Annotated in this window: 12 protein-coding genes; 1 reads left to right on the top strand and 11 read right to left on the bottom strand. The window is 70.1% G+C overall.

All coding sequences use genetic code 11. The features are described 5' to 3' along the window. Positions 1 to 220: 220 nt before the first annotated feature. From ABZ930_RS25650 to ABZ930_RS25640, 3 genes are all read right to left on the bottom strand, one after another. Entirely contained in the window at positions 221 to 1,024 is an 804-nt protein-coding gene (locus ABZ930_RS25650) for an HAD family hydrolase (protein WP_361552042.1), read from the bottom strand. 132 nt (positions 1,025 to 1,156) lie between these two features. Continuing rightward, complete coding sequence (locus tag ABZ930_RS25645; protein ID WP_361552039.1) at positions 1,157 to 2,359, bottom strand: FAD-dependent oxidoreductase; 1,203 nt, start codon at positions 2,357 to 2,359, stop codon at positions 1,157 to 1,159. 81 nt (positions 2,360 to 2,440) lie between these two features. Continuing rightward, the gene (locus tag ABZ930_RS25640) at positions 2,441 to 3,679 is read right to left on the bottom strand and encodes an ATP-grasp domain-containing protein (RefSeq protein WP_361552057.1); all 1,239 of its coding nucleotides are present in this window, start codon (positions 3,677 to 3,679) and stop codon (positions 2,441 to 2,443) included. Between the two features lie 273 nt (positions 3,680 to 3,952). Here ABZ930_RS25640 and fahA point away from each other — a divergent pair, with 273 nt between their 5' ends. Then, entirely contained in the window at positions 3,953 to 5,194 is a 1,242-nt protein-coding gene (gene fahA, locus ABZ930_RS25635; protein WP_361552036.1) for a fumarylacetoacetase, read from the top strand. 117 nt (positions 5,195 to 5,311) lie between these two features. Here the strand turns inward: fahA and recQ are convergent, their stop codons facing one another. The 8 genes from recQ to nuoH all read right to left on the bottom strand — a co-directional run bounded on the left by recQ (position 5,312) and on the right by nuoH (position 15,645). Further along, the gene (gene recQ / locus ABZ930_RS25630) at positions 5,312 to 7,240 is read right to left on the bottom strand and encodes a DNA helicase RecQ (protein WP_361552033.1); all 1,929 of its coding nucleotides are present in this window, start codon (positions 7,238 to 7,240) and stop codon (positions 5,312 to 5,314) included. A gap of 161 nt (positions 7,241 to 7,401) precedes the next feature. Continuing rightward, positions 7,402 to 9,051 (bottom strand): NADH-quinone oxidoreductase subunit NuoN, encoded by a 1,650-nt coding sequence (gene nuoN, locus ABZ930_RS25625; protein ID WP_361552030.1) that lies wholly within the window; start codon positions 9,049 to 9,051, stop codon positions 7,402 to 7,404. 8 nt (positions 9,052 to 9,059) lie between these two features. Beyond that, on the bottom strand, positions 9,060 to 10,634 hold the full coding sequence (locus tag ABZ930_RS25620; RefSeq protein ID WP_361552027.1) for an NADH-quinone oxidoreductase subunit M: 1,575 nt from the start codon (positions 10,632 to 10,634) through the stop codon (positions 9,060 to 9,062). A gap of 5 nt (positions 10,635 to 10,639) precedes the next feature. Further along, entirely contained in the window at positions 10,640 to 12,535 is a 1,896-nt protein-coding gene (nuoL, locus tag ABZ930_RS25615) for an NADH-quinone oxidoreductase subunit L (protein ID WP_361552024.1), read from the bottom strand. A 15-nt stretch (positions 12,536 to 12,550) separates the two neighbouring features. Then, on the bottom strand, positions 12,551 to 12,850 hold the full coding sequence (gene nuoK / locus ABZ930_RS25610) for an NADH-quinone oxidoreductase subunit NuoK (protein ID WP_361552021.1): 300 nt from the start codon (positions 12,848 to 12,850) through the stop codon (positions 12,551 to 12,553). Beyond that, positions 12,847 to 13,656, bottom strand: a complete 810-nt coding sequence (locus tag ABZ930_RS25605) for an NADH-quinone oxidoreductase subunit J (protein ID WP_361552018.1) — start codon at positions 13,654 to 13,656, stop codon at positions 12,847 to 12,849. The genes nuoK and ABZ930_RS25605 overlap by 4 nt, the downstream gene beginning before the upstream one ends. Beyond that, on the bottom strand, positions 13,653 to 14,276 hold the full coding sequence (nuoI, locus tag ABZ930_RS25600; protein ID WP_361552015.1) for an NADH-quinone oxidoreductase subunit NuoI: 624 nt from the start codon (positions 14,274 to 14,276) through the stop codon (positions 13,653 to 13,655). Before nuoI ends, ABZ930_RS25605 begins: the two co-directional genes overlap by 4 nt. Then, entirely contained in the window at positions 14,269 to 15,645 is a 1,377-nt protein-coding gene (gene nuoH, locus ABZ930_RS25595; RefSeq protein ID WP_361552054.1) for an NADH-quinone oxidoreductase subunit NuoH, read from the bottom strand. Before nuoH ends, nuoI begins: the two co-directional genes overlap by 8 nt. Positions 15,646 to 15,648 lie beyond the last annotated feature (3 nt).

Below are 15,648 nucleotides of genomic sequence, written 5' to 3'. Positions count from 1 at the left end.
GCCCGAGGAGCCCCGCGCCCCTGAGATGCCTTCGGCATCCAGGGGAGGCTGCGCGCAGCGCATGCCTCAGGGGCGCGGGGAACTGCGCGGGAAGCGGCCACCGGCCGTCAGATCGCGACGAAGCCCAGCGGGGCAGACGCGGATCTTTCAGGGGCGCGGGGAACTGCGCGACCAGCCCCCACCGGCCCGCGGACGAACGACGGCCGAGAACCGGTGCTGCTCAGCCGAAGAGGCGCTCCAGGACGGCGGCCACCCCGTCCTCCTCGTTGGACGCGGTGATCTCGTCGGCGACGGCCTTCAGCTCGGGGTGGGCGTTGGCCATGGCCACCCCGCGCGCGGCCCAGCCGAACATCGGCACGTCGTTGGGCATGTCGCCGAAGGCGAGGGTGTCGGCGGGACCCACCCCCACCCGCTCGGCGGCGAGTTCGAGCCCCGTCGCCTTGGTCACGCCGCGCGGCTGGAGCTCGACGGTGCCGGGCCCCGACATGGTGACGGTGGCGAGCGGACCGACCGCCGCGCGGGCCACGGCGGCCAACTCGTCGTCGGCCAGCACGGAATGGCGCAGAAGCACCTTGCTGATGGGCTCCGCCCACAGGTCCGCCCGGCGGTGCACCCGCACCGCCGGCAGCGTCGGGTGCGGCATCAGATAGCCGGGCTCGATCAGCGTGAGCCCGTCCACGCCGTCCTGGTCCACGGCCGCGTACACCTGCCCGGCCTCGGCCTCGATCTTTCCGAGCGCCTGCTCGGCCAGTTCCCGGTCGAGGGTGAGCGACCAGAGCAGACGGTCGTGCGCCGCGTCGTACAACTGCGCGCCCTGCGCACACACCGCGAGCCCCGCCCCGCCGAGATCGCTGAGGAGGGGCTGCACCCGGGGTGCGGGCCGCCCGGTGACCACGATGTGCCGGGCTCCGGCCGCGGCGGCCCGCGTGAGGGCGTCCCGCGTCCGGTCCGAGACGGTGTCGTCCCCTCGCAGCAGCGTGCCGTCCAGGTCAGTGGCGATGAGTGCATATGCGGGTGCGGGCATGATCCGAAGAATACGGACCGACGGCACCGGGGGACCGACGCGTACCGGCCGCCCTTGCGCCGATCCCCCGGACCGGGCAGCGGTGACCGTCTTGTCATCTCTTCGGGCTAGCCCACGGCCGCCGGGTGACGGCTACCCGTGCCGGGCCGCGAGATGCGCCGCCAGCCGCGGCGAGGCGAACTCGGTGCCGCACACGAAGCGCATCACCGGGCCGTACGACGAGCCGCCCAGCATGCCGGTGAAGTACAGACCGGGGACCGAGGAGACATGGCCGGGACCGAGCCGCGGAGTGCCCCGGCTGGTCGCGAGGCGGGTGCGCAGGCCGTCGCCGAGGAACGGCATCGCCGCCAGATCCACCCGGTACCCGGTCGCCGCGACGACATGATCCGCGGTCAGCTCCTCGCGTCGCCCCCCGAGCGTGCGCACCTGTACCACCGGCGCGCCGCCCGCCACCGTCACCCGCGGCACCGCCGCGACCTCGCGCACGGTCACCTTGCCCTCGAACCGCTCCCGCAGCCACCACGCGCCGAGCGGGCCGAGCACCCGCTTGACCAGATAGTGGCGGGCGCCGGGCGGCAGCCGACGGTACTGGTGCGGGTAGTACGTGAGCGCGTACAGCGACCAGGCGTTGCCGAACGGGGTCGCGGGGCGCAGGCGCGGCTGCTCCCACGGCGGCGCCCCGAACCGCACCCGGCCCCGGCCGCGCGCCACCACCCGCACGCTCGCCCCGGCCTCGGCCGCCAGCGCCGCCGTCTCCAGCGCGGACTGGCCGGCGCCGACGACGATCAGCTCCCGGCCGGCGAACCGCGACAGGTCGTGGTGCTGGGCGCTGTGCGAGAGCGGGCCCGTGGGCGAGGGCCCGTCCGGCGCGGCCGCGGTGAACTCGTGCGGCACGTGCTCCAGCCCCGACAGGCCGGTGGCGACGACGACGGCGCGCGCGGTGAACTGCTCGCCGGAGTCCAGCTTCAGCTCGAAGCCCGCGGTGCCGCGCCGGTCGACCGAGACGACGCGCACCCGCTCCAGACCGGGCACCAACTGCCGCTGGAACCAGTCGCCGTACGCCACGAAGGTCTCGGCGCCGATCAGGTCCTCGTCCGTGACGAGGCGCCGCAGGCCGGCGGCGTCGCAGTAGTCGACGAGGTCGTGGCCGCGCTGGGGCGCGTCGATGTTCGACGCGGACGGCACCGATTTGAGGATCATGCCCTCGGGCATGTGCGAGCGCCAGCTCACCATGGGCTCCCCGAAGACCCTGACAGGAAGGCCGCGCGCCCGCAGGTGCGCGGCGGTCGACAGGCCGTAGGGGCCCGCGCCGATGACAGCTACCGGATGGATCACGAAGTTCCCTCCCCGGGACGGCAGTGGCGACTGCCCCTGCGTCTCTTGCTTCGCGGTACCGCTCACCGGTCCCCGTTCTGGCTAGACGGAGGTGCCGGTCGCGCCGCCGCGGCGGTTGGTCCGCCACAGCCGGTAGAGATGCCGGGCGCCGGGTCTGACGAACCGGGCCAGCATCGTGAAGAACGGCCGCGGGTCGTCGGCCGCCCACCACGCCAGCTCCGTGCCGCTCGCGCGGGACGGGGCGTGCGGGGTCGTGTAGCCGCTGCGCCGGTACGCGAGCAGGGCCGGCAGGTCGATGTTCTCGACGATGTACCGGTGCCCCGCCCGCTGTTCCCCCTCCGGGACGTCGCGGCCGGTGAGATGCAGATGCATGGCGCGGACGACGTCCACACCCGCCTCGTTCTCGAAGAGGCGGAACTGGGCACCCATCCGCGGGTTGAAATCGAGGAGTTTGTAGCGGCCGTCCCGGCGGTCGAAGCGCAGGTCGAGGTCGATGATGCCGGTGAAGCCGATCTGCTTGACGAAACGCGCGGCGAGATCGGCGAGGTCCGGATTGTCCACGACGTACGCGTGCGCGGTCATGCCCGCGTGCGGGGGCCAGGAGCGGACCTTGACCCCGGTGAACATCGCCCGGGGCGCGGAGTCCTGGTCGACGTACGCGTGCACGATCCAGTCCTCGGCCTGCTCGCGCGGCAGATACTCCTGGAGGATCACCCCGGGCCGCTCGCCCCAGTCCCGCGCCAGGTCGCGCAGGCCCCCGGGGGTGGCGATCCGGGTCGTCCCGGACACGGCGGGGCGGGCGCGGCGGGTGAACGCCTCCCGGTTCTTGGCCACGACCGGGAAACGGGCCCGCGCCGCGAACTCCTCGATGTCCGCGCGGGTCTCGGGGAAGACCGCCGCCGGTGACGGGATCCCGTGCTCCGCGCACAGCTCGTGCAGACCCTGCTTGCTGGCCAGCCGCCGGGGCAACTCCCGCTCCACGGGCGGGAAGAGATATCCCGCGTCGGCCAGCGGGCCCTGGTGCTCGGCGATGAGCACGGCCGCCTCCTCGTCGGTCGGGATCAGCACGGCGGGGCGGCCGATCCGCCGCGCGATCACGAGCAGCCCGTCGACCAGGTGCTCCGGCGCCTCCGCCCCGGTGGTCCGCCAGGGGAAGGCCCGGTGCAGATAGCGGGAGACCGCGGCCGGCGTGCAACGGTCCTCGGTGATCGCGTACATGGGGATGCCGAGGCGGCCCAGGCTGCGGATGGCGCCCACGCCTCCGTGGTGCAACGGATAGTCGCCGAACTTGACGATGAGGCCCGGCACTTCGCGGTCCACGGCCAACGGCGCGGGTCCTGCGCCGCCGCGTGCGTCACCGGCATGTCCGGCCACGGGTCCCCCCACGTGTCCTGATCCCCCTCCGAACCCGGATCCACCCCGTCCGCGTCCGCCGGACATAGACGCTATGGGCGAACCGACCACTCCAACAACGGGTCATTCGGACATTGCGAACTCTTTAGACACTGCCCGAACATCCGGCGTGCACGTAACGTGTGGCCCACCCGTGTGATCCACCCGTGTGATCAGTCCTGGAAAGTGAGGCACGTAGGCATGGCAGCCGCAGCCGCGTCCGAGCACACCCCGCTCGACCCGCTCGACCTCCCCGAAGGCCACCCCTTCGGCCCGCACAACCTCCCCTACGGAGTCTTCAGCCGCGCGGACGAGAGCCCCCGGGTCGGCGTCCGGCTCGGCGACCACGTCCTGGACGCGGGCGCGGCGGCCGACTCCCTCGGCTCGCCGCACAGCCCGCTGCTGGCCCGGCGCACCCTCAACCCCCTGCTCGCCGCGGGCCGTTCGGCCTGGTCGGAGGTGCGGCGCGCGGTGACGTCCTGGGTGACGGACCCGGCCCACCGCGACGCGGTCCGGCCCCATCTGCACCCGCTGGCCTCGGTCACGCTGCACCTGCCCTTCGAGGTCGCGGACTACGTCGACTTCTACGCGTCCGAGAACCACGCCACTAACCTCGGCAAGCTCTTCCGCCCGGACGAGGCGGCCCTGAAGCCCAACTGGAAGCATCTGCCGGTGGGTTACCACGGCCGCGCGGGCACGGTCGTGGTCTCCGGCACCGACGTGGTCCGCCCCAGCGGCCAGCGCAAGGGCCCGCAGGATCCGGCGCCGGTCTTCGGCCCGTCGGTCCGCCTCGACATCGAGACCGAGGTCGGTTACGTCGTCGGGGCGCCGTCGCCGCAGGGCGTTCCCGTCCCCCTCTCCTCCTACCGCGACCACGTCTTCGGTCTGTGTCTGCTCAACGACTGGTCGGCGCGCGACATCCAGAACTGGGAGACGGTGCCGCTCGGCCCGCACCTCGGCAAGTCCTTCGCGACCTCGATCTCCGCGTGGATCACGCCTCTCGAGGCCCTGGACGCGGCGCGGGTACCGGCGCCCGAGCGCACGGTGCCGCTCCTGCCGTACCTCGACGACTCCGACGCCGACCCCGCGGGCTACGACCTGCGCATCACTGTCGCCCTGAACGGCGAGGTCGTCTCCGAGCCGCCGTTCGCCGGCATGTACTGGACGGGCGCCCAGATGCTGGCCCACATGACGGTCAACGGCGCCTCCCTGCGCACCGGTGACCTCTACGGCTCCGGCACCGTCAGCGGCACCGCCGAGAACGAGCGCGGCTCCCTGATCGAGATGACCTGGAACGGTCAGCGGCCGCTGGAACTCGCCGACGGCAAGCGGGGGTTCCTCGCGGACGGCGACGAGGTGACGATGACGGCCTGGGCCCCGGGCCCCGCCGGCACCCGGGTGGCCCTGGGCGAGGTGACGGGCCGCATCGTGGCACACCCGTAACCGACCGCGACCGGCCGCGCAGTTCCCCGCGCGCCTCCCCTGGGCGAGCGGAGCTCGCTTCCAGGGGCGCGGGGAACCGCGCGAGAAGCGGCCACCGGGCCGCGGTCGGCAACGGTCCTACCAGTCGACATCCTCCGGCTCCGGCTCCGGCCCGAAGTCGGGCTCGGGGCCGGGGTCGAACTCCGGGGCACGCTCCACGGACTCCCCGCCCTCGAGCCCGGCAAGAACTTCAAGCACCCCGGGCCCCCAGGTGGCCAGCTTCTTCTCGCCGACCCCGCCGAGCGTCCCCAACTGCCCCAGCGAAGTGGGCCGCTGAAGAGCGATCTCCCGCAACGTGGCGTCATGGAAGATCACATACGCCGGCACCCCGTTCTCCTTGGCCTGCGCCCCGCGCCACGCCCGCAGCGCCTCGAAGACGGGCTGCAGCTCTGCGGGCAGATCGGCCGCGACGGTCTTGGCCTTGCGCTCACGGGAGGACGACCGGGAAGCGGCCGGCTTCGGCGCTTCCTTGCGCAACCGCACCTCCCGCTCCCGCCCGAGCACGCTCCCGCTCTCCTCGGTGAGCACGAGCGTCCCGAACTCACCCTCGACCGCGACGAGCCCCTGCGCCAGCAACTGCCGCACGACACCACGCCATTCGTTCTCGCTCAGCTCCTCGCCGATGCCGAAGACGGACAGCTGGTCGTGGTCGAACTGGATGACCTTGGCGCTGCGCTTGCCCAGCAGGATGTCGATGATCTGGCCCGCGCCGAACTTCTGCCGCCGCTCCCGGTCGAGCCGCACCACGGTGGACAGGATCTTCTGCGCGGCGACCGTGCCGTCCCAGGTCTCGGGCGGGGTCAGGCAGGTGTCGCAGTTGCCGCAGGCGGCCGGGGCCTCCTGGCCGAAGTACGTCAGGAGCTGGGCCCGCCGGCACTGCGCGGTCTCGCAGAGCGCCAGCATCGAGTCGAGGTGGGAGGAGGCCCGGCGGCGGAACGCCTCGTCGCCCTCCCCCATGTTGATCAGCTTGCGCTGCTGCACGACGTCCTGGAGTCCGTACGCCATCCAGGCCGTGGACGCGAGCCCGTCGCGGCCCGCACGGCCGGTCTCCTGGTAGTACCCCTCGACGGACTTCGGGAGATCGAGGTGGGCCACGAACCGCACATCGGGCTTGTCGATACCCATGCCGAAGGCGATGGTCGCGCAGACCACCAGGCCCTCCTCGCGGAGGAAGCGGGACTGGTGCGCCGCGCGCGTCCCCGCGTCGAGGCCCGCGTGGTACGGCACGGCCTCGATGCCGTTCCTGCTGAGGAACTCGGCGGTGGCCTCCACGGACCTGCGCGACAGGCAGTACACGATGCCCGCGTCGCCCTCGTGCTCCTGCTTGAGGAAGGTCAGCAGCTGCTTCTTCGGCTCGGCCTTGGGCACGATCCGGTACTGGATGTTGGGCCGGTCGAAGCTGGCGACGAAGTGCCGGGCCCGGGGCATGCCGAGGCTCTGGGTGATCTCCTGGTGGGTGGCGTGCGTCGCGGTCGCCGTGAGGGCGATGCGCGGCACGTCGGGCCACCGCTCGCCGAGCACGGACAGCGCCCGGTACTCGGGCCGGAAGTCGTGCCCCCACTGGGCCACACAGTGCGCCTCGTCGATCGCGAAGACGGAGATCTTGCCGCGCGAGAGCAGGTCGAGGGTGCTGTCGAGCCGCAGCCGCTCCGGGGCGAGATAGATCACGTCCAGCTCACCGGCGAGGAACTCGGCCTCGACGGTGCGCCGCTCGTCGAAGTCCTGCGTCGAGTTCATGAACCCGGCGCGCACGCCGAGTGCCCGCAGCGCGTCCACCTGGTCCTGCATGAGCGCGATCAGCGGCGAGACGACGACGCCCGTACCGGGTCTGACCATGGCGGGGATCTGATAGCAGAGCGACTTGCCGCCACCGGTGGGCATCAGGACGACGGCGTCACCGCCCGCCACGACGTGCTCGATGATCGCTTCCTGCTCACCGCGGAAAGCGTCGTACCCGAAGACGCGGTGGAGCGTGGCAAGGGCCTCGCTCTCCGTCACCTCGCTCATACCGTCTGTCCCGTCCGTCGTCCGACTGCTCCCGCAACGATAGGGGTCGGGACCGACAACCCGGAAAGTTATCCACAGGCTCGGGAGAACCGGCCCGCACGCAGAGGTGCCCGGCACCCCTCCCAGGGCGCCGGGCACCGGCTCACGCGTACGCGGTGGAGCTACCGGACGAAGACTCCGGCCTGGCTCGCGAGGTCCAGGAAGTACTGCGGCGCGAGGCCCAGCACGATCGTGACCGCGACGCCCACCGCGATCGTCGTCATGGTCAGCGGCGACGGCACGGCCACGGTCGGTCCGTCCGCCTTCGGCTCGCTGAAGAACATGAGGACGATCACGCGGATGTAGAAGAACGCGGCGATCGCCGACGAGATCACACCGACCACGACCAGCGCGCCCGCACCGCCCTCGGCCGCCGCCTTGAACACGGCGAACTTGCCGGCGAAGCCGGAGGTGAGCGGGATACCGGCGAAGGCCAGCAGGAACACGGCGAAGACCGCCGCGACCAGCGGCGAGCGCCGGCCGAGCCCCGCCCACTTCGACAGGTGGGTGGCCTCGCCGCCCGCGTCGCGCACCAGTGTCACCACGGCGAAGGCGCCGATGGTCACGAAGGAGTACGCGCCGAGGTAGAAGAGCACCGACGAGACGCCCTCGGGCGTCGTCGCGATCACACCGGCCAGGATGAACCCGGCGTGTGCGATCGACGAGTACGCCAGCAGCCGCTTGATGTCGGTCTGGGTGATCGCGACGATCGCACCGGCGAGCATCGTGACGATGGCGACGGCCCACATGACCGGCCGCCAGTCCCAGCGCAGGCCGGGCAGGACCACGTAGAGCAGGCGCAGCAGCGCGCCGAAGGCGGCCACCTTGGTCGCCGCCGCCATGAAGCCGGTGACGGGCGTCGGGGCGCCCTGGTAGACGTCCGGCGTCCACATGTGGAACGGGACGGCGCCGACCTTGAACAGCAGGCCCATGACGACGAGCGCCATGCCGATCAGCAGCAGCGCGTCGTTGCCCATCGTGTCGGCGAGGGCCGGGTCGATGCTGCCGACCGTGCCGTCGACGACGCTCGCCAGCTTGGCGTACGAGACCGAGCCCGCGTAGCCGTAGAGCAGCGCGATGCCGAACAGGGTGAACGCGGACGCGAAGGCGCCGAGCAGGAAGTACTTGACCGCGGCCTCCTGCGACACGAGCCGCTTGCGGCGGGCCAGCGCGCACAGCAGGTACAGCGGGAGCGAGAAGACTTCCAGGGCGATGAAGAGCGTCAGCAGGTCGTTCGCCGCGGGGAAGACCAGCATGCCGCCGATCGCGAAGAGCGCGAGCGGGAACACCTCGGTCGTCGTGAACCCGGCCTTCACGGCGCGCTGTTCGCTCTCGCTGCCCGGTACGGAACCGGCCTGCGCGGCGAAGGAGTGGACGCGGTTGCCGTGTGCCTCCGGGTCGAGCCGACGCTCCGCGAACGTGAAGATCGAGACGATCCCGGCCAGCAGGATGGTGCCTTGGAGGAAGAGGGCGGGGCCGTCGACGGCGATCGCGCCCATGGCCGCGATGTGCGCCTTGGTCGTCCCGTAGCCGCCGGCCGCGAGCCCGACGACGGCCGCGAAGGCCGCCGCGAGGGCCACGACCGACAGGAACACCTGGACGTAGTAACGGGACTTACGCGGCACGAACGCCTCGACCAGGATCCCCAGGACGGCGGCACCGATGACGATCAAGGTCGGGGACAATTGCCCGTATTCGATCTTCGGTGCGTCGATCTTGGAGATCGGGTCGGCCGCCGTTGTCCACAGGCTGTGGACGACTGGAGCACTCACCAGGGAACTCACTTGTGAGCCGCCTCCACTTCCGGCTTCGGGTCCTTCTTGTGGACGTCGGACATGGTGTGCTTGACCGCCGGGTTCACCAGCTCGGTCAGCGGCTTCGGGTAGACACCCAGGAAGATCAGTACGGCGATCAGCGGGACAACGACGGTCAGCTCGCGCGCCTTCAGGTCGGCGATGCCCTCGTTCGACGGCTTCACCGGGCCCGTCATGGTGCGCTGGTAGAGCACCAGCGTGTAGAGCGCGGCGAGCACGATGCCGATGGTGGCGATGATGCCGATGACCGGGTACCGCGAGAACGTGCCGACCAGGACCAGGAACTCACTCACGAACGGGGCGAGCCCCGGCAGCGAGAGCGTCGCCAGACCGCCGATCAGGAACGTGCCGGCGAGCACCGGGGCGACCTTCTGCACACCGCCGTAGTCGGCGATGAGCCGCGAGCCGCGCCGCGAGATCAGGAACCCGGCGACGAGCATCAACGCGGCCGTCGAGAGACCGTGGTTGACCATGTAGAGCGTCGCGCCGGACTGGCCCTGGCTGGTCATCGCGAAGATGCCCAGGATGATGAAGCCGAAGTGCGAGATCGACGCGTACGCGACCAGCCGCTTGATGTCCCGCTGGCCGACCGCGAGCAGCGCGCCGTAGACGATGCTGATCAGGGCGAGCACCAGGATCACCGGCGTCGCCCACTTGCTGGCCTCCGGGAACAGCTGGAGGCAGAAGCGGAGCATCGCGAACGTGCCGACCTTGTCGACGACGGCCGTGATCAGCACGGCGACCGGGGCCGTGGCCTCGCCCATCGCGTTCGGCAGCCAGGTGTGCAGCGGCCACAGCGGGGCCTTCACCGCGAAGGCGAAGAAGAAGCCGAGGAAGAGCAGGCGCTCGGTGTTGGTCGCCATGTCCAGCGAGCCGTTCGCCCGGGCCGCCGCGATCTCCGAGAGCGAGAAGCTCCCGGCGACCACGTACAGACCGATGACGGCCGCCAGCATGATGAGCCCGCCGACCAGGTTGTAGAGGAGGAACTTGACGGCGGCGTAAGAGCGTTGGGTCGCCGCCTCCTTCTCGCCGTGCGGGCCCGCGCGGTCCCCGAAGCCTCCGATGAGGAAGTACATCGGGATGAGCATGGCCTCGAAGAAGATGTAGAAGAGGAAGACGTCGGTGGCCTCGAAGGAGATGATCACCATCGCCTCGACGAGGAGGATCAGGGCGAAGAAGCCCTGCGTCGGCCGCCACCGGGTGTTCCCGGTCTCCATCGGGTCCGCGTCGTTCCACCCCGCGAGGATGACGAACGGGATCAGCAGCGCGGTCAGCGCGATGAGCGCCAGCCCGATGCCGTCCACGCCCAGTTCGTAGCGGACCCCGAAGTCCTTGATCCAGGCGTGGGACTCGGTGAGTTGGTAGCGGTCGCCGTCCGGGTCGAAGCGCACCGCGACCACCGCCGCGGCCACCAGCGTCGCGAGCGAGAACAACAGCGCCAGCCACTTGGCCGCCGTGCGCTGCTTCGCCGGTACGGCGGCCGTGGCGATGGCGCCCACGGCCGGCAGTACCGCCGTCGCTGTCAGCAGAGGAAAGGACATCGGTATCAGACCGCCCTCATCAGCAGGGTCGCCGCGACGATGACCGCCGCACCGCCGAACATCGAGACGGCGTACGAGCGCACGTAGCCGTTCTGGAGCTTGCGCAGCCGGCCGGAGAGGCCGCCCACGGAAGCCGCCGTGCCGTTCACCACTCCGTCGACCAGGGTGTGGTCGACATAGACCAGGGAGCGCGTGAGGTGCTCGCCGCCGCGGACCAGGACGACGTGGTTGAAGTCGTCCTGGAGCAGGTCCCGGCGGGCCGCACGCGTGAGCAGCGAGCCGCGCGGGGCGACGACGGGGACCTCGCGGCGCCCGTACTGGAGCCAGGCGACGGCCACACCGATCACCAGGCAGACCATGGTGGCGCCGGTGACGACGCCCGCGCTGATCGGCGCGTGCCCGTGGTCGTGGCCGGTGACCGGCTCCAGCCAGTGCAGGAAGCGGTCGCCGATGGAGAAGAACCCACCCGCGAAGACCGAGCCGACCGCGAGCACGATCATCGGGATCGTCATGGACGACGGCGACTCGTGCGGGTGCGGCTCATGGCCTTCGGCATCGGGCTGCCAGCGCTTCTCGCCGAAGAAGGTCATGATCATCACGCGGGTCATGTAGAACGCGGTGATGGCGGCACCGAGAAGAGCGACGGAGCCGAGGATCCAGCCTTCCGTGCCGCCCTTCGCGAACGCCGCCTCGATGATCTTGTCCTTGGAGAAGAAGCCGGACAGGCCCGGGAAGCCGATGATGGCCAGGTACCCGAGGCCGAACGTCACGAAGGTGACCGGCATGTACTTCCTGAGGGCGCCGTACTTCCTCATGTCGACCTCGTCGTTCATGCCGTGCATGACCGAACCGGCGCCGAGGAACAGGCCCGCCTTGAAGAAGCCGTGCGTCACCAGGTGCATGATCGCGAAGACGTAGCCGATGGGGCCGAGGCCCGCGGCCAGGATCATGTAGCCGATCTGCGACATCGTCGACCCGGCGAGGGCCTTCTTGATGTCGTCCTTCGCGCAACCGACGATCGCACCGAACAGCAGCGTGACCGCGCCGACGATGGTGACGACGAGCTGCGCGTCCGGCGCGCCGTTGAAGATCACGCCGGAGCGGACGATCAGGTAGACGCCCGCGGTCACCATGGTCGCGGCGTGGATGAGGGCCGAGACCGGGGTCGGGCCCTCCATCGCGTCCCCGAGCCAGGACTGCAGCGGCACCTGCGCCGACTTGCCGCACGCGGCGAGCAGCAGCATCAGACCGATCGCGGTGAGCTTGCCCTCGGAGGTGTCACCGACGCTGTCGAACACCGGCCCGAAGGCGAAGGTCCCGAAGGTCGTGAACATCAGCATGATCGCGATGGACAGACCCATGTCACCGACACGGTTGACCAGGAACGCCTTCTTGGCGGCGGTGGCCGCGCTCGGCTTGTGCTGCCAGAAGCCGATGAGGAGGTACGAGGCGAGGCCCACGCCCTCCCAGCCGACGTACAGCAGCAGGTAGTTGTCGGCGAGGACCAGCAGGAGCATCGCCGCGAGGAACAGGTTCAGGTAGCCGAAGAAGCGGCGGCGCCGCTCGTCGTGCTCCATGTACCCGATCGAGTAGATGTGGATCAGCGTGCCCACACCGGAGATCAGCAGCACGAACGTCATCGACAGCTGGTCCAGCTGGAAGGCGACGTCCGCCTGGAAGCCCTCGACGGGGATCCAGGTGTAGAGGTGCTGGGTGAGCGTGCGGTCCTCCGGGCCCTTGCCGAGCAGGTCGGAGAAGAGCACGACCGCGATCACGAAGGAGCCGGCCGCGAGCAGCGTGCCGAGCAGATGACCGACCCGGTCCAACGCCCGCCCGCCGCACAGCAGTACGGCCGCTCCGAGCAGTGGCGCCGCGACGAGCAGCGCAATCAGGTTGTTCATGGTGTCTCCGACCCCTTACAGCTTCATCAGGCTGGCGTCGTCGACCGAGGCCGAGTGGCGGGAACGGAACAGCGACACGATGATCGCGAGCCCCACGACGACCTCCGCGGCGGCGACGACCATCGTGAAGAACGCGATGATCTGGCCGTCGAGATTGCCGTGCATCCGGGAGAACGCGACGAACGCGAGGTTGCACGCGTTCAGCATCAGCTCGACGCACATGAACACGACGATCGCGTTCCGCCTGATGAGGACGCCGGTGGCGCCGATGGTGAACAACAGGCAGGCGAGATAGAGATAGTTGACCGGATTCACTTCGACGCCTCCTCGCTGCGCTCCAGGCGCTCGGCCGACCGCTGCTCCAGGGCCTTGAGGTCTTCGAGCGCCTCACCGGAGACGTCCCGGATCTGGCCGCGCTCGCGCAGCGTCTGCATGACCGTGAGCTCCGACGGGGTGCCGTCGGGCAGCAGGCCCGCGATGTCCACGGCGTTGTGCCGGGCGTAGACACCCGGAGCCGGCAGCGGCGGGAGGTGCTTGCCCTCGCGCACGCGCTGCTCGGCCAGCTCCCGCTGGGTCTTGGCCCGCTCGGTGCGCTCGCGGTGCGTGAGCACCATCGCGCCGACGGTCGCGGTGATCAGCAGGGCGCCGGTGATCTCGAAGGCGAAGACGTACTTGGTGAAGATGAGGGACGCGAGGCCCTCCACGTTCCCGTTCGCGTTCGCCCTGCCCAGGCCGTTGAACTGCGTCAGCGACGCGTTCGCGATACCCGCGATCAGCAGGATGCCGAAGCCGAGACCGCACGCGGCGGCGAGCCAGCGCTGCCCCTTGATGGTCTCCTTCAGGGAGTCCGCGGCAGTGACACCGACCAGCATGACCACGAAAAGGAACAGCATCATGATCGCGCCCGTGTAGACGACGATCTGGACGATGCCGAGGAAGTACGCCCCGTTGGCCAGGTAGAAGACCGCCAGGATGATCATGGTCCCGGCCAGGCACAGGGCGCTGTGCACGGCCTTCTTCATCAGGATCGTGCAGAGCGCGCCGATGACGGCGACGGTGCCGAGGACCCAGAACTGGAAGGCCTCACCGGTGGAGGTGGAGTAGGCGGCGAGCGCGCTCATGCCTCCACCTCCTCAGCCTCTTCTGCGGCCTCGGACGGCTTCTCGCCCTTGGAGACGGCCACTTGACGCTCGGTCCCGGGCGCGGCCTCGGTGACCAGGCCCCGGTAGTAGTCCGACTCGTCCATGCCCGGGTAGATCGCGTGCGGGCTGTCGACCATGGTGTCTTCCAGGCCGGCGAGCAACTGCTCCTTGGTGTAGATCAGATTGGCCCGGCTGCTGTCCGCGAGCTCGAACTCGTTCGTCATCGTGAGCGCGCGCGTGGGGCACGCCTCGATGCACAGGCCGCACAGGATGCAGCGGGCGTAGTTGATCTGGTAGACGCGGCCGTACCGCTCGCCCGGGGAGTAGCGCTCCTCCTCGGTGTTGTCCGCGCCCTCCACATAGATGGCGTCCGCCGGGCAGGCCCAGGCGCACAGCTCGCAGCCGACGCACTTCTCCAGGCCGTCCGGATGGCGGTTGAGCTGGTGCCTGCCGTGGAAGCGGGGAGCGGTGGTCTTCTGCTGCTCCGGGTACTGCTCGGTCAGCCGCTTCTTGAACATGGCCTTGAAGGTCACGCCGAAGCCGGCGACCGGATTCATGAACCCGGGGCTGGTGTCCTTCTCGTTCGACTCGTCAGCCATCGGACGCCTCCTTTCCGTCACGAGCGTCACTCGGTCCGTCACTCGCAGTATCGGGGCCGCCACTGACAATCAACTCCCGCTCACGGCGCGGGCGTCGGCGCGGGACGGGCGGCAGGGCCTGTCCGGGCAGCGGCGGGACGGGGAATCCGCCCGCCATCGGGTCGAAGGCCGCGGGCTCCTCGGCCGCGCCTTCACCGGCCTGCTTGGCGCCCCGGTCGCGGAAGATGTCGACGACGAAGGACAGCAGCAGGAGCACGAGGATGCCGCCGCCCACGTACAGGGCGATGTCGGCGAAGTCGTAGTTCTCGTTGCGCAGCGTGCGCACGGTCGCCACCAGCATCAGCCAGACCACGGAGACCGGGATGAGGACCTTCCAGCCGAGCTTCATCAGCTGGTCGTAGCGCACGCGCGGGAGCGTGCCGCGCAGCCAGATGAAGAAGAACAGCAGCAGCTGGACCTTGATGACGAACCAGAGCATCGGCCACCAGCCGTGGTTCGCGCCCTCCCAGAAGGTGGAGACCGGCCACGGTGCGCGCCAGCCGCCGAGGAACAGCGTCACCGACACCGCGGAGACCGTCACCATGTTCACGTACTCGGCGAGCATGAACATCGCGAACTTGATCGACGAGTACTCGGTGTTGAAGCCGCCGACGAGGTCGCCCTCGGACTCCGGCATGTCGAACGGGGCGCGGTTGGTCTCGCCCACCATCGTCACGATGTAGATCAGGAACGAGACCGGCAGCAGCACGATGTACCAGCGGTCGTGCTGCTGGGCGACGATCTCCGAGGTCGACATCGAGCCCGAGTACAGGAACACCGAGGCGAACGCGGCGCCCATCGCGATCTCGTACGAGATCATCTGCGCGCAGGACCGCAGCCCGCCGAGGAGCGGGTACGTCGATCCGGAGGACCAGCCCGCGAGCACGATGCCGTAGATGCCGACGGAGGCGACCGCGAGGATGTAGAGCATCGCGATCGGCAGGTCGGTGAGCTGCATCGTCGTCCGGTGGCCGAAGATCGAGATCTCGTTGCCGGCCGGGCCGAACGGGATGACGGCGATCGCCATGAACGCGGGGATCGCGGCGACGACCGGCGCCAGGACGTAGACGACCTTGTCGGCGCGCTTGACGATCAGGTCTTCCTTCAGCATCAGCTTGATGCCGTCGGCGAGCGACTGGAGCATGCCCCAGGGGCCGTGCCGGTTGGGGCCGATGCGCAACTGCATCCAGGCGACGACCTTGCGCTCCCACACGATGGAGAACAGCACGGTCACCATCAGGAACGCGAAGCAGAAGACCGCCTTGACGACGACGAGCCACCAGGGGTCGCGGCCGAACATCGACAGGTCTTCGGCGGCGAGCGGACTCAGGGC

The organism is Streptomyces sp. NPDC046716 (assembly GCF_040645755.1).
Taxonomy (GTDB): Bacteria; Actinomycetota; Actinomycetes; order Streptomycetales; family Streptomycetaceae; genus Streptomyces.
The sequence above is the reverse complement of the archived record's forward strand: the minus strand, read 5'-3'. Positions and strand labels throughout refer to the sequence as shown.